Consider the following 19,473-nt stretch of genomic DNA (forward strand, 5'->3'; position numbering starts at 1 on the left):
AGCCTAGACAGGCGGGATGAACGGGCGGTCCCATCGCCGTAACCGGGCCGGTAGCGGCAGTTCGTCCCAGGGCACCCGGTGCAGCAGCCGGTCCAGCAGCAGCCCCAGCATCAGTCCGGCCACCGAGTCGCTCAGCCAGTGCCACCCCAGGTAGGTGGTGGTGCAGAGCACGACGGCCGGCGGCACGATCCGGACCGCCAGCACCACCCGGCGCGGCAGGGTGCGGCCGAGGCTGGCCAGCAGGGGCGCGAGCAGCAACGCGAGTACGCCGTACCAGACGATCGCGTTGGCCACGTGCCCGGACGGGTACGACTGGGCGAACCGGACCGGCAGGTCGTCCTGGAACAGCGGGAGGGTCTGCTCGGGTGGCAGGAACGGCTCCTTGACGCTGGCGCTCGGGGCGGGCCGGGCCGTCCACACCTTCAGCGGGCCGACGGTGAACAGCGTCAGTACGAAGGCGGCGACCGGGACGAACAGCGGGCGCACCGAGCGCAGCCGGATCGCCAACAGCAGTCCCAGGCCGGCGGCGATCAGGGCCAGCGGGGTGCCCTGACCGAGGTAGTTGAGGATGAACGCGATCCACCAGGCGGCAGTGGGCCGGTGTGCGTCGGACCAGTCGGCCACCGCCCGGTCGACCCCGAAGAACCAGCCGGCGGCGAGCGCCGCGGTCAGCCCGACGAGGGCGGCCAGCAGCAGCGCGTCGAACCACCAGCCGGCCGGGCGGACCGGCACCAGCCGCACCTTCCGGCGTACCGTCGGGGTTTCTCGCACCCGATCACGCTACCGGCCCGGCGCGGTGGCCGGGTTCGCGCGGTGCGGGGCGACTGTGGGCCGAGCCACGCGGGGAAGCGTTCCGGGCGGCGAGCCGTCAGACTTGACGCCGTGCGGATCACTTCGGCCCTCGTAGACCCGGCGCTGCTCGACCTGCCCTGGTCGACACCGCTGGAGCAGTGGCCGGCCGAGCACCTGGTCGCGCTGCCGCAGGGCATCTCCCGGCACATCGTGCGGTTCGTCCGCCTCGGTGGGTACGTCTACGCGGTCAAGGAGACCGGCGAGCGGGTCGCCGAGCGGGAGTACGACCTGCTGCGCGCCCTGGAGCGGATCGACTTCCCGTCGGTGCAGGCGGTGGCGATCGTCGCCGACCGGGAGTCCGAGGCCGGTGAGCCACTCGACCCGGTGTTGATCACCCGGCACCTTCAGTTCTCGCTGCCGTACCGGGCGTTGTTCTCGCACACGCTGCGGCCGGAGACCATGGGCCGGTTGCTGGACGCGTTGGCCGCGCTGCTGGTCCGGATGCACCTGACCGGCTTCTTCTGGGGCGACTGCTCGCTGTCGAACACGCTGTTCCGGCGGGACGCGGGCGCCTTCGCCGCGTACCTGGTCGACGCCGAGACCGGGGCGCTGCGCACCGCCCTCTCCAACGGCCAGCGCGGCGAGGATCTGGAGATCGCCCGGGTCAACATCTTCGGCGAGGCACTCGACCTGCAGGCCGCCGGTCTGCTGCACGACTCGATCGACCCGGAGGTGGTCTGCGAGGAGGTCGTGCAGCGCTACGAGCGGCTGTGGCACGAGATCACCTACGAGCAGCAGGTCGAGCGGGAGGCCCGGCACGACATCGAGGGGCGGATCCGCCGGCTCAACGAGATGGGCTTCGACGTGGCCGAGGTGGCGATGTCGACCATCGACAACGGGCGGTACCTGATCCGGCCGAAGGTGGTCGACGCCGGCTACCACCACCGGCGGCTGCTCCGGCTGACCGGGCTGGACGCCGAGGAGAACCAGGCCCGCAAGCTGCTCAACGACCTCGACGCGTACCGGGCGGAGAGCGACCTGACCGACGAGCAGCAGGCCGCCCACCGCTGGCTGACCGAGGTGTTCGAGCCGGTGGTCCGGGCGGTCCCCGCGCACCTGCGGCGCAAGCTGGAACCGCAGGAGCTGTTCGCCCAGATCATCGAGCACAAGTGGCTGCTCTCCGAGCGGGCCGGGCGGGATGTCGGGATGCGTCACGCGGTGCAGTCGTTCCTCACCGACGAGTTGGTGCACCGTCCTGACGAGCAGGCCGTCCTCGGCGTGGAGATCCCGGCGCCGCGCTGACCGGCCAGCGGGTCACTGCACCCACTCGCCGGCGCGCATCACCCGGACGACCTCCAGATCGTTGTCGAGCACCACCAGGTCGGCACGCAGGCCGGTCTGGAGGGCGCCGACCTGGTCGCCGATCCCGACCGCCAGGGCCGGGGTGGTGGCCACCATGCGTACCGCGTCGGGCAGCGGGACGCCGGCCGCCACCGCGTGCCGCAGCGCCGCGTCCATGGTCAGGGTGCTGCCGGCGATGGCGCCGTCGCCGGCCAGCCGGGCCACCCCGTCGGTGACGGTGACGGCCTGGCCGCCCAGCTCGTACTCGCCGTCGGGCATGCCGGCGGCGGCCATCGCGTCGGTGATCAGCGCGCAGCGTTCCGGCCCGGCGGTCGCGGTGGCGAAGGTGAGCGTCCCCTCGTGCAGGTGCACCCCGTCGGCGACCAGTTCGCAGACCACGTTCGGCGCGCTCAGCAGCGCCACCACCGGCCCAGGCTCCCGGTGGTGCACCGGACGCATGCCGTTGAAGACGTGGGTGCCGACGCTCGCGCCGGCCGCGATGGCGGCCCGGGTCTGCTCGTACGTGGCGTCGGTGTGCCCGACCGCGGCCACCACACCCTGCTCGGCGAGGAGCGCGATGGCCTCCAGTGCGCCCGCGCGCTCGGGCGCGAGGGTGACCATCCGGACCGCCCCGTCGCCCAGCTTGATCAATTCGGTCAGTTCGTCGGCGGACGGGTCGCGGAGGAACTCGGGGTTCTGCGCGCCGCAGCGGGCGGCGGACAGGTACGGCCCTTCGAAGTGGATGCCGGCGAGGACGCCTTGGTGAACCAGCGGCGCGAAGGCCGTGGTGGCCGAGCGCATCAGCTCGAAGGGGGCGCTGACCAGGCTGGCCAGCAGGCTGGTGGTGCCGTGGCCCAGGTGGAACGCGGCGGCGGCGCGGGCGGAGTCGGCGTCGCCGGTGGTGAAGGTGTGCCCACCCCCGCCGTGGGTGTGCACGTCCACGAAGCCGGGCACGATCCAGTGCCCGTCGCGCACCGACGGGTACTCGGCGACCGCACTGATCCGGTCGCCCCTGACCTCGATGCAGCCCTGTCGGATCACCCCACTCGGGGTCACCACCTTGCCGTTCACCCGGACGGTCATGACGTCTCCAACTGGTCGAGGGCGAGCAGGGCGGCGCCGAGGCAGCCGGCCTCGTCGCCGAGAGCGGCCGGGACCAGTCGTGGCTCCCGGTGGAAGGTCAGCCGATCCCGCAGCGCGGTACGCAGCGGGTCGAACAACCCGGCGCCGGCCTGGGCGAGACCACCGCCCAGCACGATCGTCTCCACGTCGAACAGCGCCTGGCCGGTGGCGAGGCCGTCGGCCAGCGCCTCGACGGCCTCCCGCCAGACCCGGGTGGCGAGTTCCTCGCCGGCCGCCGCACGGGCGGCTACCTGGGCGGCGGTAACCATGCTCGGTCCCGACTCCCACCGGGCGGCGGACCCGTCGTCCGATCCGGCGCCGGCAAGTTCGGCGGTGCCGGTGCCGGCGGGTTCGGCCGTCGGGATCGGTTCGGCGGCGCTGAGTTCGGCGTAGCGCCGGGCGACCGCCGAGGCGGAGGCGATCGCCTCCAGGCAGCCGGGCCGGCCGCAGCCGCAGACCGGCCCGTCCGGTCGGACCAGGATGTGGCCGAGTTCCCCGGCGGCGCCGTGGGCACCGGTGGCCGCCGTTCCGGCGACCACGTGCGCGGCGGCGATGCCGGTGCCGATCGCCACGAAGAGGACGTGCCCGGCGTCGCGGCCGGCGCCCAGCCGCGCCTCGGCCAGGCCACCGGCGCGTACGTCGTGGCCGAGCGCCGTGGGCAGGCCGAGCCGCGTGGACGCCAGTTCCCGCAGCGGTACGTCCCGAAAGCCGACGTTCGCCGACCAGACGGCGACGCCACGGGCCTCGTCGACGATGCCCGGTACCACGATGCCGAGCGCGGTCGGGGTGAGCCCGTCCGCGTGCGCCTTGCCGGCCAGCCCTTCGGCCACCGCCAGGATCGTCTCGACCACGGCGTCGGGACCGCGCCCGGCGTCGGTGGGGTGCCGTTCGGTGTGGCGTACGGCGCCGTCCGTGTCGATCAGCGCGCACTTCATCCCGGTGCCACCCACGTCCAGCGCCACGACGACGTCGCTCATGCCGACCCCTCGCTGCGCTCGGGGCTGGCCGGAACGAACTGCCTCACGTGAGGACCACGGACCGGCTCAGGTGCCGGGGCGCGTCGGGGTCCAGCCCGCGACTTGTCGCCAGGGCGACGGCGAAGCGCTGCGCCAGGATCAGGTCGGCCATCGGATCGACCGGGGTACGCCCGGCCGCCCAGCGACCCAGCACGGTGCGGACCCCGTGGGTGCGGCTGTGCGCGAAGGCGGCGCCGGTGGCGGCGACGTCCTCGGGCAGCCCGTCGGGCAGTTCACCGAAGGCCCAGACGAGCCGGCCCGGGGCGGCCACCGAGATCGGGCCGTGCCGGTAGTCCATCGCCGGGTACGCCTCGGCCCAGAAGGTGGCCGCCTCGCGGCACTTCAACGCCGCCTCCTGGGCCAGGCCGACGGTCCACCCACGGCCGAGGAAGGTGACCTGCTCGATCAGGCTCGGGTCGATCGGCAGCGGGGCGCGGACGGCGACCTCCGCGTCGGCGACCAGCGCGTCGATGTTGTCGCCGAGTTGTGCGCGCAGCAGCGCCAGCGCGGTGGTGGCGAAGCGGGTCTGCACCACCGACCGTTCGTCGGCGAACGCCATGGTGACGGCGCTGTCCGCGAGGCCCACCGCCGGGGATGTGGGGTCGCCGACCAGCACGGTGGTGGGAATCCGCCCGCGTAGCGTGGCAAGCAGATCGAGCACCTCGGTGGTGGTGCCGGAGCGGGTGATCGCCAGCAGCCGGTCGTAGCGGCGGCCGGACGGGAACTCGCTGGCCTGGAAGGCGTCCGTCTCGCCGTGGCCGGTGGCCTCGCGGCGGGCCGCGTACGCCATCGCCATGAACCACGACGTGCCGCAGCCGACGACGGCGACCCGTTCCCCGCTGGCGGGTAGACGGTCGAGCACCGTGGGAGCGAGTTCGGCTGCCTGGCGCCAGCAGTCCGGCTGGCTTGCGATCTCCGCGTTCACGTACGCCATGAGAACTCCTCGCAGCGGCTGCGCATTACGGCTCGTTTGACCCGTCTTTCGCGCGTCATTCTGCGTGAAATCCGGTGGAAATAGCAACCGCTGGCGTGATCGCGCAGCCCAGAGTTTTGCCTCATCGTAGTTTCGAGCACTAGTGTGCACGCAACCAATCACCGTTCGTGCAGACACGGAGGTCCCGGGGTGGACCGTTACGCGAGATGGAACGCCCTGCTCGAAATGCTGACCGACTCCGGTCGGGTCACCGTCGAGGAGGCCGCTGACCGCCTGGACGTCTCCCAGGCGACCATCCGTCGGGACTTCGACCAGCTCGCCCAGCAGCAGATGATCACCCGTACCCGGGGCGGCGCGGTCGCCAACGGGGTCTCCTACGACCTGCCGCTGCGCTACAAGACGGCCAAGCACTCCGCCGAGAAGCAGCGCATCGGTGCCGCCGCCGCAGCGCTTGTCGCGCCCGGCACGGTGGTCGGCCTCAACGGCGGTACCACCAGCACCGAGGTGGCCCGGGCGCTGGCCGTCCGGCCGGACCTCAACACCAGCGCGGAGGGCGCGCAACTGACCGTGGTCACCAACGCCCTCAACATCGCCAACGAACTGCTGGTCCGCTCCCGGATGAAGGTCGTGGTCGCCGGCGGGGTGGTGCGACCCAAGTCGTTCGAGCTGGTGGGGCCGCTGGGTGGAGCGCTGCTGCGCGAGGTCACCCTGGACGTGGCGCTGCTCGGGGTGGACGCGATCGATCCGCAGCTCGGTGCCGCCGCCCATCACGAGGGTGAGGCCGCGATGAACAACCTGATGGTGGCCCGCGCCAAGCGGGTGGTGATCATCGCCGACTCGTCCAAGTTGGGCGGTCACGCCTTCGCCCGGATCTGTCCGGTCGAGCGGGTCGAGACGCTGGTGACCGACTCGGGCGCCGCGCCCGAGGTGGTGGACGCCTTCCGCGCCGCCGGCGTCCACGTCATCTCCGCCTGAGGTGCAAGGAAGGGCCCCCTGTTAACGCCTCCGGTAGAGCAGGGGGCCCCTTTTAACAGGGAGTTCGGCATGGCGATGCATACCGGGTATTGCCCTCCGCTGTATACCGAGTATGGTGTCGGCGTCACCCACACCAACGGGGGAGGTGCAGCTTGCCAGCTGTCCTGGAAATCGAAGGTCTACGAAAGACGTACCGGAGCCGACGACGCGGCACACGCAACGCCCTGGACGGCTTCGACATGCGAGTCGAGGCGGGCCAGGTGCACGGCTTCCTCGGGCCCAACGGCTCAGGAAAGACCACCACCCTGCGTACGCTGCTCGGCCTGATCCGCCCCGACGGCGGCCGGATGAGCATCCTCGGGCACGAGGTGCCCGCCGCGCTCGCCGAGGTCGCCGGGCAGGTCGGCGCGATCGTCGAGAGCCCACAGTTCTTCCCGCACTTCACCGCCCGCGACACCCTGTCGTTGCTGGCCGGTGCGGGCGAGGTGCCCGCGCAGCGGGTCGACGAGGTGCTGGAACTGGTCGGGCTGAGCGGCCGGGCCAACGAGCGGGTCAAGACGTACTCGCTCGGCATGAAGCAGCGACTGGCGGTCGCCTCGGCGCTGCTGAAGAATCCGCGGCTGCTGATCCTGGACGAGCCGGCCAACGGCCTCGACCCGGGCGGCATCCGGGAAATGCGTACGCTGATGCGCAACCTCGCCGAGTCCGGCATGACGGTGGTGCTCTCCAGCCACATCCTCGGCGAGATCCAGCTGATCTGTGACTCGGTCACCATCATCTCGCTGGGCCGGCGGGTCGCCTTCGGTCCGGTGGAGGAGGTGTTGGCGCAGCACTCCTCGGGCGCGGTACGGCTCCGACTGGACGCGGTCACCGACCTTCCGCTCGCCGCCACCGCGCTGACCCGGGCCGGCGTACGGGTCACCGCGAACCCGGACCACCTGATGCTCGCCGGGGTGGACAAGCCCGCCACGGTCACCCGGCTCCTCGCCGAGCAGGGTCTCTACGTCAGTGAACTCACCCCGGTCGCCGTCGACCTGGAGAGCGTATTCCTCGACCTGACCGCCACCACGCCGGTCCCCGGGCAGCACCGGCAGGTCGACCAGTCCGTACGAGTCGATGGGCCGCCCGCGCCCACCGGGGGAGGTTGGGGCGCGTGAGTCTCTTCCGTACCGAACTGCGCCGGCTGACCAAGCGGCGCTTCACCCGCTGGACGACCGTGGGCGGCCTGCTGGTGCTGGCCCTCGTCGTGGTGGGCCTGTTCATCACCAACCAGAAGATCGGCCCCGAGCAGTGGGCAGAGGCCAAGCGATCCGCCGACCAGAGCCACGCCGAGCAGGTTCGGTGGGTCGAGCAGGAGCGCGCCAACTGCGAACGGGCGAAGGCGGCCGGCGAGAACGTCGACTACTACCCGGCTGACTGCGCGGAGATCGCCCCACCGGCACGCGAGGACATCCGGGACGAGTGGTACCTGCCGTCGACCTTCATCTTCAAGTCCTCCTTCCAGGACATGCTGATCCCACTCGCGGCAATCCTGGCCATGGTCGGCTTCGTGGTCGGTGCCTCCTTCGTCGGCGCCGAGTGGAGCACCGGCGGGATGATGAACCTCCTGCTGTGGCGGCCGAAGCGGCTCACCGTCCTGTTGACCAAGCTGGGAGCGTTACTCACCGGGCTGCTCGCCCTGGCGCTGCCCGCCTCGGCGGCCTGGTTCGGCAGCCTCTGGCTGGTCGCCAACTGGCGCGGGAGCACCGAGGGGATGACCTCCGGTACCTGGCAGTCGTTCCTGCTCACCGGGCTACGCGGCATCGTGCTGGCGTTGGTGGCGGCGACCGTGGGCTTCGCCCTGGCCTCGCTCGGTCGACACACCGCGATGGCACTCGGCGGGGCCGTCGCGGTCATCGTCGTCGGTCAGGGCGGGCTCGCCATCCTGCTGGACATGGCCCAGGTGCGGTTCGGTGAGGCGTGGCTGCTGCCCACGTACGTCTATGCCTGGATGACCAAGACGGTCACCCTCGAAGACTGGCGATCCTGCAACGCTTCCTACACCGGCGAGTGCAACGCGGCCACCCTGGACATCACCTGGCACCACTCGTCGCTGCTGTTCACCGTGGGCATCGCGCTCTTCCTCGGCGCGGCGCTCTGGACGATGCGACGGCGGGACGTCACCTGAGTTGCTGCCGGGCGCGAGCGGCACACCGCTCGCGCCCGGCACCGGCAGGCGCGGTCGGGTCCCCGGCCGCGCCGTCGGCGTCGGTGCGGCGAGCGGCCGGCAACCGTACGCCGGTGCCGATCGCGCCGCCGCTGCGAGCTGGGTGACCGGTGGCTAGGCTGGTAGGCCCGGTTGGCGTCGCCGGCCGACCCCCGTGAGGAGCCGCATGCAGCCCGCCGACGCCACCCCGGTTGCCCAGACCGGTCCGGACGCCGTCACGGTGCCGCCGCCGAGGTCCGCACCAGAGGTGGAGTCGGCGCCGGAAGACGAGTTCTCCCCGGCGCGTGACCCGGCGGACGAGCCGGCGGAGGATCCGGAAGACGAGTTCTCCCCGGCGGAGGAGGCGGCAGCAGAGAGTACGTCGGCGCCGAGTGCCGCCGATACCGTCCCGGCTGGCGTGGCCCTGAGCGACCGCGAGCGCGAACTCCTCGCCTTCGAGCGGCAGTGGTGGCGGCATGCGGGCGCCAAGGAACAGGCGATCCGGGACCGCTTCGGGCTCTCCGCCACCCGTTACTACCAACTGTTGAACGCGCTGCTGGACAACCCGGCGGCGCTCGCCGCCGATCCGGTGCTGGTCGGCCGGCTGCGCCGGCTGCGCGCTTCCCGGGCCCGCAACCGCCGCCGCTGAGTCCGCCGCGACTCCGGTGCTGGTCGGCCCGGCTGCGGGCCGGCTGTCTCCGTCCGAGCCTGAGGGCATGTCGGGCGGTGCTGGTCGGCCCGGCTGCGGGCCGGCTGTCTCCGTCCGAGCCTGAGGGCATGTCGGGCGGTCGGGCGGGTAGCCGGGGCGGCGGAGGTGGCGGCGATGACCGGAGGCGAGCCCGGGAAACCGAGGCGGACGGCGGTGCGGGTGACGCACCCGGACAGCGGTACCGGACCGCCCGAGGCGACCGCCGGTGAGCGTCGGCGGGGCGCGGCGGTCGGGGCACCGCCGACCATGCGGGTACGCAGCGCGTCGGCTCCGCCACCGGGCCGCGCGGTCAACGAGGACGTGGTGTTCCAGTTCGGGTCCCTGGTCGGGGTGCTCGACGGGGCGACCGTGCCGGAGGGCTTCGACACCGGCTGCGTACACGGGCCGCAGTGGTACGTCCAGCACCTGGCCGCCCGGCTTGGCCTGGCCGAGGCGGCTCGGCCGGCGGCCACGCTGGTGAGCAACCTGGCGGCGGCGATCCTGGCGGTCCGCGCCGACCACGGCGACCAGTGCGACCTCGATCATCCGGGTACCCCGGCGAGCACGGTCTGCCTGCTGCGCGACGGTGGGGATCAGGTGGACTATCTGGTGCTCTGCGACAGCCCGCTGGTGCTCGACAGCGGCGACCGGGTGGACGTGGTCGTCGATGACCGGCTGGCCGACGCGGCGGCCAGGCTGCGCGGCACCGCCGCCGTACTGCCGGAGTCGACCGACCGGGCCACCCGGTTGCGGCACGCCGTCACGGCACAGCGGGAGCAGATGAACCGTACGCACGGCTACTGGGTCGCTGCCGCCGATCCGGACGCGGCGTACCACGCGGTGGTCGGCACCCTGCCACTGCGCGGGCCCGGGGCACTGCGCCGCGCGGTGCTGCTCAGCGACGGCGCGTCGGCGGCCGTCGAGGAGTTCGGGCTGTTCGACTGGGGCGGCCTGCTCGACGTGGTGGCCGCCGAAGGGCCGGGTGGGCTGATCGATCGGGTGCGGGCCGCCGAGCGGGAGCATCTCGACCGGTTGCGTCGGCACAAACGGGCCGACGACGCCTCCGCCGTCTGCTGCGAGTTCCACCCGCCAGACGACAGCGGAGCGTGAGGCAGCAGCAGGTCCTGGCCCGACCGGCTGGTCCCTTCGGCCAGAGGTTCAGCTCGGCGCCAACCGGGTGGACTTCCGCTGCCGAGCGCGGAAGACTCCGGCACGTGACGGGTGCGGTCCGGTTGGAGCCGGTGGACGAGCAGAACCTTGAGCCGTTGCTCTCCGTAGCGGTTGCCGAGGCAGAGCCGGCCGATGTGATGCCGCCGGTGGCGGCACCGGCCGGCTGGTCGCATGCTCGCCGGGAGGCGTTCCGGGAGTTCCACCGGGCCAACTTCGGTGGTCTCGACGCGGCCACCCGCACCGCCATGTACGCGATCCTGGCCGGCGGCGAAGTGGTCGGGATGATCCGGATGACCCGACGGGACGAGCCCGACGCCGTCGAGGTCGGCATGTGGCTCGGCCGCTCGGCCCGGGGCCAGGGCATCGGTGCGGTGGCGTTGCGCGAGTTGTTGAACCTGGCCGCCGCAGCCGGGATGCGGGTCGTGGTCGCGGACACGGCACCGGAGAATCGCGGCGCGTTGTCGGTGCTCGACAAGTGCGGCGCGAAACTGCGCGAGGACGACGGCCGGGTCCACGCCGAGATCCACCTCGATTCGACCCCGCCGGCACCGTAGCGGCGCCGTCGTACGTCGCCGTCAGCCGCGTTGTTCGGCGTACGCGGCCAGCCAGGCCACCTGGGCCGGGTCCAGGGACGGGCGTACCCGGGACCGGGCCGTCTCGACGTGCGCGGCGGTGACCGTGGCGGCGGAGAGTGATTCGCGCATCGCGGCCAGGGCCGCCTCGCGGACCAGGGCCGCGCAGTCGGCGGCCGAGAAGCCGTCCAACGCCGTGCCCAGGGCGGCGAGGTCGACGTCCTCGGCGAGCGGCACGTTGCGTGCGGCGGCACGCAGGATCTCCGACCGTGCCTCGGCGTCCGGCGGCGGCACGTAGACCAGCCGTTCCAGCCGCCCCGGGCGCAGCAGCGCCGGGTCGACCAGGTCGGGGCGGTTGGTCGCGCCCACCACGACGACGTTGCGCAGCGCCTCCACCCCGTCGAGTTCGGTGAGCAACGCGGCGACCACCCGGTCGGTGGTGCCGCCGTCGGTGGCCTGGCCGCGTACCGGGGCGAGGGCGTCCACCTCGTCCAGGAAGACCAGCGTCGGCGCGGCCTCCCGGGCCCGGCGGAAGAGTTCGCGGACCGCCCGTTCGCTCTCGCCGACCCACTTCGACAGCAGCTCCGCGCCCTTGACCGAGAGCACGTTCGCCCGGCCGGAGCCGGCCAGCGCGGTGACCAGGTAGGTCTTGCCGCAGCCGGGCGGCCCGTAGAGCAGCACCCCGCGCGGCGGTTGCACGCCGAGCCGAGCGAACGTGTCCGGGTAGGTCAGCGGCCAGAGCACCGACTCGGTCAGCTTCTCCTTGACCTCCACCAGGTCGCCGACGTCCTCCAGGGTCACCCGGGCCAGTTCCAGGGTGGACGCGGCCATGCTGGTCGGCCGGACCACCTCCAGGGCGGCCGTGAAGTCGCTCATCTGCACCGTCGGGTTCTCCGCCGACTTCTGCCGCAGCGCCGCGCGGACGCCGGCCTCGCGGACCAGCGCGGCCAGGTCGGCGGCGACGAACCCGGGGGTACGCCCGGCCACCTCGTCCAGCCGTACGTCGTCGGCGAGCGGGACCGGGCGGGTCAGCACGGTCAACTGTTCCCGGCGCAGCGCGGCGTCGGGCAGCGGTACGTCGATCCGCAACGAGAGCAGGTCGGGGGCGCGCAGTGCCGGGTCGCTGGCCTCCGGTCGGCTGGTCGTGCCGACCACCGCCGCGCCGGCACGGACGATCTGGGCCAGGCACTGGCGGAACACGGTCGCCACCGGCCCCGGGGTGTCCGCCGGGGCCAGCGCCTCCACGTCGGAGACCAGCAGCACGGCCGGTCCTTCGGCGAGCACCTCGGCGGTCGCGGCCCGTAGCCGTGCGGCGGCGGAGGAGTTGCTCAACGCCGCGACCTCGGGTGCCCAGAGTTGATGCACCCGGGCACCGACCTGGGCGGCGACCGCGCGGACCAGCGCCGACTTGCCCGAGCCGGCCGGGCCGCTGACGAGCGCCCCGAGTGCCACGGTGGTGCCCAGCCGGCCCAGCACCTCGCGGTGGTGGAAGCCGAGGTCGAGCAGTTCGGTCAGTTCCTCGGCCTGGGAGCGCAGGCCGGGCAGTTCGTCCACCGACGGGACGTGCTCGGCCGCCGTCGTGGTGGCGCCGGTGGCCAACCCGCCGGCATCGACACCCTCGACCTGACCGGCCTCGGCCCCGCCGCCGACCCGGTCACCCGCGAGAACGCCGAACCCGCCGACGCCGGCACCGCCGAACTGGCCGGCGCCCGTACCGCCGAACTGGGCGACGCCGGTCCGGGCGCTGCCACCGTTGGCGGCCAGGGCCGCGGGGCGGCCGGCGGCGCCGTGGGTGGCGGCGCCGTGCTCCCAGCCGACGACGGTGTCCATGGTGACCAGGGCGGCCACCTCGGGTTCGGCGGCGACGACCCGGAGCAGGGTGCTGGTCCAGGCGTAGCCGACTCGGGTGGAGAGGCTACGCCGGGCCGCCTCGACCAGGCTGCGCGTCGAGGCGTCGGGCAGGACGTCCTGGGGCAGCAGCGACACGTCGTCGCCGGTGGTGACCACCTTGCCCAGCAGCGCCAACCGGAGCATCTCCGGGGAGACCACCGCGACCACCTCCGCTGGCCCGGCGAGCAGCACCCGGGGCGCCGCGCTGACCGGGGCGGGGCTCACCCGTACCTGCCCGCCGTCGCGTACGCCGAGGTTGCCCAACATCAGGTCGTCGGCGTGCAGCAGGGCGGCGCTCGCGGTCGGCTCGGTCGGGGCGACGACCCCGGCGGTCACCCGCCGGCCGGCCAGCCGGACCGGGTCGCCCGGCCGCAGGGCCAGCGCGGTGAGCACCTCGGGGTGCAGCCGGACGATGCCGCGCCGGGCATCCAGTGCGGCCGGCCGCAGGCTCGCGGTCAGGGTCAACTCGGGTTCGCCCATCGCCCGACCCTAGACGGCCCGGTCATCCCACGTCCGGTCAGCCCGTCGGCTCCTCACCGGTGAGCAGGGACGGGTCGCGGCGGATCAGCTCGGCCAGCCGGGCCGCCGGGTCCGGGTTGTCCTCGCGGGTGGACCAGCCGGGCTCGGCGGTCGCGGAGATCGGCCAGGCCGGTGGTGCCGCCACGGGTTGCCCGGTCACGGTCACCTCCTGGCCGGTCCAGGCCACCCGCAGGTCGTACGCCTGCCCGTCGTGATCGATTCGGGCGGCGACCGACGTGCCCGGATGAAGCGCCACGGCGGCCCGCAGCGCCTCGGCGACGTCCTCCAACACGTGTCGCGGCTGCGCCTCGCGGGCGGTGCCCCAGCCGGGTCCCGCGTTGCGGCTCTCGACCCGGCTCACGCCGGTGCCGGGCGTGGGGCCCGTCTTTTCTGGAGGACCGACCTGGTCGTCGGCCGTCCCGGCCGGGTCCGTGGACCGGCGGCGTAGCGCCTCCTCGCGCCGACGCATCCGGTCCAGGGTTTCGTCCAGTCCGCCTCTCATCCGTCTCACCCCTTCCCACGAGGGGCCCCGAGCCGGTCGGCTCAGGCCCGTTTGTCCCGGGTGGCGCGGTCCAGCGCCCGATCCAGGACGACCAACAGAGCGTCTCGCACCGAGAGCCGATCGCGGGCGTCGAACTGCACCAGCGGTACGTGTTCGCCGACCGCCAGGGCCCACCGGATCGAGTCGAGGTCGTGCGCCAGTTTTCCGTCGAAGGCGTTCACCGCGACGACGAAGGGCAGGCCGGTCTGCTCGAAGTAGTCGACCGCCGGATAGCAGTCGTCCAGCCGGGCACTGTCGACCACCACCAGCGCACCGAGCGCCCCCTCGGTCAGGTCGTCCCACATGAAACCGAAGCGGGCCTGGCCCGGAGTGCCGAACAGGTAGAGCTTCAGGCTGCGGTCGATGGTGACGCAGCCGAAGTCCATCGCGACCGTGGTGGTGGTCTTCGCGGAGTTCTGCCCCGGGTCGTCGATTCCGATCGCGGCGGCGGTCATCACCGCCTCGGTGGTCAGCGGGACGATCTCCGAGATCGAACCCACCGCAGTGGTCTTACCGACGCCGAAACCACCCGCGATCACGATCTTGACAGGGATCGGCGGGGTGGGCCGGGACGCGTCGGTCACCACCGGTGGCCGGTACGGCTCCGGTACGGTCGGCGCGCTTGCCGGTGGTAGGGCTGCCCGGCCCACGTGGGGCGGGGTCGATCCGGGGGCGCCATAACGGCCGGTGGCGCTGTTCGGGGTGGGCCCGCCCGGTGGGGTGACTGGCCAGTCAGGAGATCGCACGGAGTCCATCAATCACTCGCAGGATGACGTCGGGGTTGAGGGTGTCGTCGGTGTCGGCGACATGTACGTCCAGGTGGCCGGCGGCGCGCAGATCGCCGACCAGGACCCGGGTCACGCCGAGGTGGAGCCGGGTCTTGGCGGATATCTCGGCGACCGACATCGGCACCGCGCAGAGCGCCACGATCGCCTGGAGTTCGGGCGCCAGCCGGGCGACGGTGAGGTTCCACGGCTCGGCGGCGACCCGGGCGGTCACCTGGGTCTCCAGTCCGATCGCCGGGTCGGCGCCGGCCACCCGCCCGGAGGTGAGCACGAAGGGGCGGGGCCCGGCAGGCCCTCCTTCCGACTCCGGTCCGACGGCCGCTGGCCCGACGCCGCCGGGCGAAGCGGTTTCACGCAGGTAGGGCCGGATCCGGATGACCGGCTCCGGTTCCGACCCGGCGGCGTCGGGACTCATTGCTGTACGGCGTTCTTGAGTTCGGCGATCAGGCGGGGGGTGAGCGCGCTACCGGCCCGACCGGCGAAGAGGGTCATCTCGTAGGCGACGGTGCCCAGGTTGGCCGACCGGTCGGCCACGACACCGAGTACCGAACCGCTGCTGATCGCCGTGATCAGCAGGTAGCCCTCGGCCATGTCCACCACCACACGGTTCAGCCCGCCGAGCGCGTACCAGCTCGCCACGCCGCCGGCCAGGCTGGTCATTCCCGACACCACGGCGGCCAGCCGCTCCGCGTTGGACCGATCCTTGATCGCGGACATCGCCATCAGCAGGCCGTCCGACGACACCGCGATTGCCTCCTTCACCCCGGCAGTGCCCGAGGTGAAGGAGTCCAGGAGCCAGTTGAAGGTACGAGCCTCGGGGCTCAGGTCACCGGCGGGATGACTCTGGTGGTCGAGATTCTCGTGCACGTTCGAGCTTGTCACCGTGATTTTCCTTCTTCGCTGCTGTGATCGGGACGGACATCGCGCAGAGCCCGGGCGACACCGGTCTCGAACGCGTTCATCAGGTCGCGGACCTCGGCCGGATTACCGGGGTTCTGAGCCGGCGCTTGCCGGGGCGGCGGTACGACCAGGTTGGCGCCGGGGACCCGCCGGGTCAGCTTGGTCGGCCGTACCGGCGCCCTGGCGGTGACCGGTGCCGTGGCGCTGATCGGGGCCGGCCCGGCCTCGCTTCTGGTCTGTTCGGCTCGGCGTACCCCGGACTCGAACTGTTCGACCAGGGCCCGGGCGGCGGTCGGGTCGGCGCTGGTGGCGTCGACGGGACCGATCCGGGGCGTGCTCATCGGCAGGCTCGCGCCGGGCACCCGTTGCCGGACCCCGGGTAGCGGGCCGGCCGGGGCGGGTGGGGCGGACGGTGGCGCGAGCTGCCGGACCTGCGGGGCCGAGTCGCTCGGTCCGGCCGGGACCTGGTCGGGAGCGGTGACCGGCGGCGAGCCGGCCGCAGTGGTGGTGGTGGGACTCGTGGCGAAGGCGTCCCAGGAGCCGGAGACCTCGATGCTCTCGGTGGCCCGGGTCAGCAGCTTGGGATCGAAGCCGGGCAGGGAGGTTGATTCGATCACCGGCCGGGTCGAGCCGGTGACCACCGCCAGCGCGCGTCCGGGCGGCGTCGGACTGCCGCCGGCCGGCCGCCGGATAGCGGGCTGGGGCTCCCGGCCGCCGCCGGGTCGGGACGTCCTGGCGAACGGCACGACCGCGCCACCGGGCGGCTCGGGCGTACCGACCACCAGGTCGGAGAGCGGCACCAGCACGGTGGCGGTGACGCCGCCTCCTGCGGTAGCGGTGAGCGAGACGGTCCAACCGTGCCGCCGGGCCAGCCGGCCCACCACGAAGAGTCCGAGCACCTCGGTCGGGGCCAGGTCCAGTCGCTCCCGTCGGGTGAGCCGGGAGTTCTCGTCGGCCAGCCGGGCCTCGGTCATGCCGATACCGTGGTCCGTCACGGAGACCCGCACCCCGTCGCCGGCGAGTTCGCCGCTGACCAGCACGCGGGTGTGTGGTGGGGAGAAGACGGTGGCGTTCTCCATCAACTCGGCCAGCACCAGCAACAGGTCACCGACGACCGCGGGCGCCGCCGCGATTCCCGGGGGGAACCGGACGTCCACCCGGGTGTAGTCCTCGATCTCGCCGAGCGCCAGGCGGACCACGTCGCCGAGTTGGACCGGCGCCACGTGCGGATCGTCGCCGGTGGCTCCGGAGAGCACCACCAGGCTGCCCGCGTTACGCCGCAGCCGGCTGGAGATGTGGTCGAGCCGGTACAGGCTCTCCAGCCGCTCCGGGTTGGCCTCCTCCCGCTCCAGCCGGTCGATCAACGCGAGTTGCCGGCCGACCAGGTTCTGGGTACGCCGGCCGACGTGACCGAACATCTGCGCCACGTTGCGCCGGCTCGCGGCCTGCCGTTCCACCAGCCGGGCGGCGGTGTCCTGGACCCGTTCGAAGGCGCGGGCCAGGTCACCGATCTCGTCCCGGGCCCGTACGTCGACCGCGTCGAGCCGGACCGGTTGGGCGGTGTCCGTCTCGTCGTCGGCGACCCTGGTCAACTCGGACTCGGCGACCCGGGCGACCCGGTCGGCGGAGCGGGTGAGCCGGGTCAGCGGGTTGGCCACCGACCGGCCGATCGTCACGGCGAGCGCGACGACACCGATCAGGACCAGCAGCACCAGCAGGGTGACCCAGTACGCCACGGAGAGGGCCGCCTCGCGCTCGGCGCGTACCTCCGCGGTGACGTCGGCGATCAGCTTCTTCTCGACGAACTGCCCGAGGGTGATCATCGAGGACATGGCGGGGAAGAGTTCCTCGGCCGTCAGGTCGGCCAGCGCCCCCACCGGGTCCAGGGCACTCTGCACGAGGAACTCCGGACTGGTCCGGGCGACCACGGCGGCTTGTTCGAGGTTGACCAGCTCCAACTGGGCGGGCGTGAGCAGGCCGATCACCTGCTGGCTCTCCGTCACGAGGGAGGCGTTGTTCGCCACGAACAGGCTGGCCAGTTGCGGGTCCGGCGTCGCCGCGAGCAGCACGGTCAGGGCGCCGCCGGTGGAGAGCCCTTCACCCATCCGAAGGATGCCGTCCAGGGCCAGCACCTGCCGGCCCGCCGAGGACTGGGTGTCCACGTCGTAGGACAGACGCAGCGAGTCGATCAGCGCGATGTGTCGCGGTCCGTACGCACCCAGGATCTGCGCCGGGTCGGCCTGGCCGGTCAGCGCGGCGGCCCGCACCTCAGCCAGCTGCTTGAGGCCGTCGAGGGCGGTGGACACCTGGCGGGGGAGTTCGGCCCCGAGATCCGCGCGCAGGTCGACGATCATGTCGTCCACCTCCGCGATCTCCTGCACCAGCTCACTGCGGTCGGCCTGGCCGAGCAGCAGGCCGAAGGCGAGCATGCGTTCGTGCTGGAGGTGCTGGAGCAGGCTGCCGACGCGGCTGGCGACGGTGATGGTCGTCTCGATGTCGCCGGCGCGCTGTGCCACCCCGACCCGCTCGGCGACGACCGGCAGGGTCAGGCCGAACATGCCGATCAGGGGGATGATCACCAGGGCGGTCAGCTTGCCCCGGATCCGAAACCTATCGAGCAGCATCGAACGGCCTCCACCGGTCCGGCTCGCGCCCCTGGCCGGCCGCTTGCAGAGCCGGCAGTTGCTCGTTCGTCGGGCGGTCCGGGGTCGGCTCCAACCGGCCGGTTGGTGGCGTCGGCTCAGGCTTGGCGCTGGTGGGTGACTCGCCCGCGCCGCCGGGGACGCCGGCCCGGCGAGGGAACAACCAGCCGCTCGCGGCGAGCAGGGTCAGCAGCAGTCCCACGGTCGCGCCCGCGCCGAGAATGCGCAGGTTCTCGCGATCCAGCTGGTCGATCCGATCCAGCAGCAGTCGGTCGATCTCGTCGAGGATGACCGGCTGGAGCTGGATGGCAGCTTCCTGGGCCTGTTCCCGAGCCGTGGCGAGCCGAGCCGCATCCACCGTGTCCGTCCCGCTGGCCGGCTGGGCCGCGGCGGCCATCGCCCCGACCGCCTGCTGGTAGACGTCGAAGGGGGCGAGCACGCTTGCGCCCAGCTCGGTGCTTGTCGAGCTGTCCACCGCCGACTGGAGGTTGTTCACCAGGTCGTTGGCGGGTTGCAGGGCGGCGAACCGGAGGGTGGACAGCTCGCCGAGAGAGCGTGCCCGGTCGGCGGCGGGCCGACGCTCGATCAACACCGCCATGTCGGCGAGCCGGCCGGCCGCCACCATGGCCTCCGGCATCTCCTCGCCCACGCCGTCCTGAAGGAAGTACGAGTCGGCACCGGAGTCGCGGATCAGGCCGGAGGTCTCGCGTACCTTGCCGTGCAGGGACAGCAGCAGGTCGGTGACCTCGCCGTACGCGGAGAAGGCGGCTTCCGGGTTCGTCAGCGACCGCTCGGGCAGTGCCTCCAACTTGGCGCGCAGGCCAGCCCACCGCTCACTGGTGCTCAGCTCCCCGCCGATGCGGGCATCGACGGCTGCGGCGCTCTCTACCGCCTGGTCGAGGCGTTCCCGTGGTGCTGGCTGGCCGGTGACGGCGGCGCTCTGCGCGTCCACGAGTGCCTCGGTGACCGGGCCGAGGGCCCGGATGTACTCGACGCCGAGTCGTTCCCGTTCGAGAACCTCCCGGTCGGCGTCCACGCCCCGATAGGCCTGTACGACGAGGAACGCCACCGGCAGCAGGAGCGCGGTGGCGAGAAACAGGGGCAAGAGTCGACCCGGTGTCCGGGGCCGACGACGGACCCGCGACGCGGGAGCGGTCATGGTGGTCTCCTCGGCGGTTGCGCAGCTTCGGGGCGGCGTGAGGAGCCGGTCCCGTGCGCCGGACCGGAAAACTAACCGAAGCGCGATGAGCTGGTAGCTGTCAGCGCCGGTCAGTTTTGCGTCACTTGCAGCGGGGTGACCCTGGACGATCGAAGAGGGCACGTTCAGTGCCTTTCGCGGGTCGAAAAGGGAGTGAAGCCCCATTGTGGATGGAAGACAAGAATTTTCAAGATATGAAATCC

General features: G+C 72.6%; 17 protein-coding genes and 2 pseudogenes. 7 read left to right on the forward strand and 12 right to left on the reverse strand.

Annotation, left to right across the window (positions count from 1 at the left end; genetic code table 11):
• Nucleotides 1-3: 3 nt before the first annotated feature.
• Nucleotides 4-741, reverse strand: a complete 738-nt coding sequence (locus tag E0H26_RS06365) for a phosphatase PAP2 family protein (RefSeq protein WP_206024931.1) — start codon at nt 739-741, stop codon at nt 4-6.
• Nucleotides 742-882: 141 nt separating this feature from the next.
• Between E0H26_RS06365 and E0H26_RS06370 the strand changes: the two genes are divergently transcribed.
• The gene (locus tag E0H26_RS06370; RefSeq protein ID WP_119577715.1) at nt 883-2,094 is read left to right on the forward strand and encodes a DUF4032 domain-containing protein; all 1,212 of its coding nucleotides are present in this window, start codon (nt 883-885) and stop codon (nt 2,092-2,094) included.
• Between the two features lie 12 nt (nt 2,095-2,106).
• Here E0H26_RS06370 and nagA read toward each other — a convergent pair whose 3' ends face one another.
• From nagA to E0H26_RS06385, 3 genes are read right to left on the reverse strand one after another with little or no spacing between them, the layout of a single operon-like run.
• Complete coding sequence (gene nagA, locus E0H26_RS06375; protein ID WP_131301954.1) at nt 2,107-3,216, reverse strand: N-acetylglucosamine-6-phosphate deacetylase; 1,110 nt, start codon at nt 3,214-3,216, stop codon at nt 2,107-2,109.
• Nucleotides 3,213-4,232 (reverse strand): ROK family protein, encoded by a 1,020-nt coding sequence (locus E0H26_RS06380; protein WP_131301957.1) that lies wholly within the window; start codon nt 4,230-4,232, stop codon nt 3,213-3,215. Before E0H26_RS06380 ends, nagA begins: the two co-directional genes overlap by 4 nt.
• A gap of 43 nt (nt 4,233-4,275) precedes the next feature.
• Nucleotides 4,276-5,205, reverse strand: coding sequence for an SIS domain-containing protein (locus tag E0H26_RS06385; protein ID WP_131301960.1), 930 nt, complete (start codon nt 5,203-5,205; stop codon nt 4,276-4,278).
• Between the two features lie 189 nt (nt 5,206-5,394).
• On the opposite strand from E0H26_RS06385, the gene E0H26_RS06390 reads away from it, so the two are divergent.
• The 6 genes from E0H26_RS06390 (at nt 5,395) to E0H26_RS06415 (ending at nt 10,777) form a co-directional block, all read left to right on the forward strand.
• On the forward strand, nt 5,395-6,180 hold the full coding sequence (locus tag E0H26_RS06390) for a DeoR/GlpR family DNA-binding transcription regulator (protein ID WP_131301963.1): 786 nt from the start codon (nt 5,395-5,397) through the stop codon (nt 6,178-6,180).
• A gap of 152 nt (nt 6,181-6,332) precedes the next feature.
• Nucleotides 6,333-7,337: an ABC transporter ATP-binding protein gene (locus E0H26_RS06395; protein WP_131301966.1), complete on the forward strand. Its 1,005-nt coding sequence runs from the start codon at nt 6,333-6,335 to the stop codon at nt 7,335-7,337.
• On the forward strand, nt 7,334-8,347 hold the full coding sequence (locus E0H26_RS06400; protein WP_131301969.1) for an ABC transporter permease subunit: 1,014 nt from the start codon (nt 7,334-7,336) through the stop codon (nt 8,345-8,347). Before E0H26_RS06395 ends, E0H26_RS06400 begins: the two co-directional genes overlap by 4 nt.
• Nucleotides 8,348-8,552: 205 nt before the next feature.
• Nucleotides 8,553-9,014, forward strand: a complete 462-nt coding sequence (locus tag E0H26_RS06405) for a DUF3263 domain-containing protein (RefSeq protein WP_131301972.1) — start codon at nt 8,553-8,555, stop codon at nt 9,012-9,014.
• Nucleotides 9,015-9,188: 174 nt separating this feature from the next.
• Nucleotides 9,189-10,163: a hypothetical protein gene (locus tag E0H26_RS06410; RefSeq protein ID WP_131301975.1), complete on the forward strand. Its 975-nt coding sequence runs from the start codon at nt 9,189-9,191 to the stop codon at nt 10,161-10,163.
• A 104-nt stretch (nt 10,164-10,267) separates the two neighbouring features.
• Nucleotides 10,268-10,777, forward strand: coding sequence for a GNAT family N-acetyltransferase (locus E0H26_RS06415; protein WP_131301978.1), 510 nt, complete (start codon nt 10,268-10,270; stop codon nt 10,775-10,777).
• Nucleotides 10,778-10,798: 21 nt separating this feature from the next.
• Here the strand turns inward: E0H26_RS06415 and E0H26_RS06420 are convergent.
• From E0H26_RS06420 to E0H26_RS06450, 8 genes and pseudogenes are all read right to left on the reverse strand, one after another.
• Nucleotides 10,799-12,355 (reverse strand): annotated as a pseudogene (locus tag E0H26_RS06420) (AAA family ATPase); the annotation flags it as partial.
• A 195-nt stretch (nt 12,356-12,550) separates the two neighbouring features.
• A pseudogene (locus tag E0H26_RS30550) lies at nt 12,551-13,165 on the reverse strand (AAA family ATPase); the annotation flags it as partial.
• Between the two features lie 37 nt (nt 13,166-13,202).
• The gene (locus E0H26_RS06425) at nt 13,203-13,706 is read right to left on the reverse strand and encodes a hypothetical protein (RefSeq protein ID WP_131301984.1); all 504 of its coding nucleotides are present in this window, start codon (nt 13,704-13,706) and stop codon (nt 13,203-13,205) included.
• A gap of 41 nt (nt 13,707-13,747) precedes the next feature.
• Complete coding sequence (locus tag E0H26_RS06430; RefSeq protein ID WP_131301987.1) at nt 13,748-14,500, reverse strand: GTP-binding protein; 753 nt, start codon at nt 14,498-14,500, stop codon at nt 13,748-13,750.
• The gene (locus tag E0H26_RS06435) at nt 14,478-14,945 is read right to left on the reverse strand and encodes a DUF742 domain-containing protein (RefSeq protein ID WP_131301990.1); all 468 of its coding nucleotides are present in this window, start codon (nt 14,943-14,945) and stop codon (nt 14,478-14,480) included. Before E0H26_RS06435 ends, E0H26_RS06430 begins: the two co-directional genes overlap by 23 nt.
• Nucleotides 14,942-15,412 carry a roadblock/LC7 domain-containing protein gene (locus tag E0H26_RS06440; protein WP_131301993.1) on the reverse strand — a complete coding sequence of 157 codons (471 nt, stop codon included), beginning with the start codon at nt 15,410-15,412 and terminating at the stop codon, nt 14,942-14,944. The genes E0H26_RS06435 and E0H26_RS06440 overlap by 4 nt, the downstream gene beginning before the upstream one ends.
• A complete protein-coding gene (locus E0H26_RS06445; RefSeq protein WP_131301998.1) occupies nt 15,409-18,054 on the reverse strand; it encodes a sensor histidine kinase in 2,646 nt (881 codons plus the stop codon). The genes E0H26_RS06440 and E0H26_RS06445 overlap by 4 nt, the downstream gene beginning before the upstream one ends.
• The gene (locus tag E0H26_RS06450) at nt 18,041-19,231 is read right to left on the reverse strand and encodes a hypothetical protein (RefSeq protein WP_131302001.1); all 1,191 of its coding nucleotides are present in this window, start codon (nt 19,229-19,231) and stop codon (nt 18,041-18,043) included. The genes E0H26_RS06445 and E0H26_RS06450 overlap by 14 nt, the downstream gene beginning before the upstream one ends.
• Nucleotides 19,232-19,473 lie beyond the last annotated feature (242 nt).

The organism is Micromonospora zingiberis, from assembly GCF_004331455.1.
GTDB lineage: Bacteria > Actinomycetota > Actinomycetes > Mycobacteriales > Micromonosporaceae > Micromonospora > Micromonospora zingiberis.

Coding starts and splice junctions, on each gene's coding strand:
- E0H26_RS06450 (WP_131302001.1), bottom strand. CDS start 19,231: ATGACCGCTCCCGCGTCGCGGGTCCGTCGTCGGCCCCGGACACCGGGT.
- nagA (WP_131301954.1), bottom strand. CDS start 3,216: ATGACCGTCCGGGTGAACGGCAAGGTGGTGACCCCGAGTGGGGTGATC.
- E0H26_RS06425 (WP_131301984.1), bottom strand. CDS start 13,706: ATGAGAGGCGGACTGGACGAAACCCTGGACCGGATGCGTCGGCGCGAG.
- E0H26_RS06430 (WP_131301987.1), bottom strand. CDS start 14,500: ATGGACTCCGTGCGATCTCCTGACTGGCCAGTCACCCCACCGGGCGGG.
- E0H26_RS06410 (WP_131301975.1), top strand. CDS start 9,189: ATGACCGGAGGCGAGCCCGGGAAACCGAGGCGGACGGCGGTGCGGGTG.
- E0H26_RS06405 (WP_131301972.1), top strand. CDS start 8,553: ATGCAGCCCGCCGACGCCACCCCGGTTGCCCAGACCGGTCCGGACGCC.
- E0H26_RS06435 (WP_131301990.1), bottom strand. CDS start 14,945: ATGAGTCCCGACGCCGCCGGGTCGGAACCGGAGCCGGTCATCCGGATC.
- E0H26_RS06380 (WP_131301957.1), bottom strand. CDS start 4,232: ATGAGCGACGTCGTCGTGGCGCTGGACGTGGGTGGCACCGGGATGAAG.
- E0H26_RS06445 (WP_131301998.1), bottom strand. CDS start 18,054: ATGCTGCTCGATAGGTTTCGGATCCGGGGCAAGCTGACCGCCCTGGTG.
- E0H26_RS06385 (WP_131301960.1), bottom strand. CDS start 5,205: ATGGCGTACGTGAACGCGGAGATCGCAAGCCAGCCGGACTGCTGGCGC.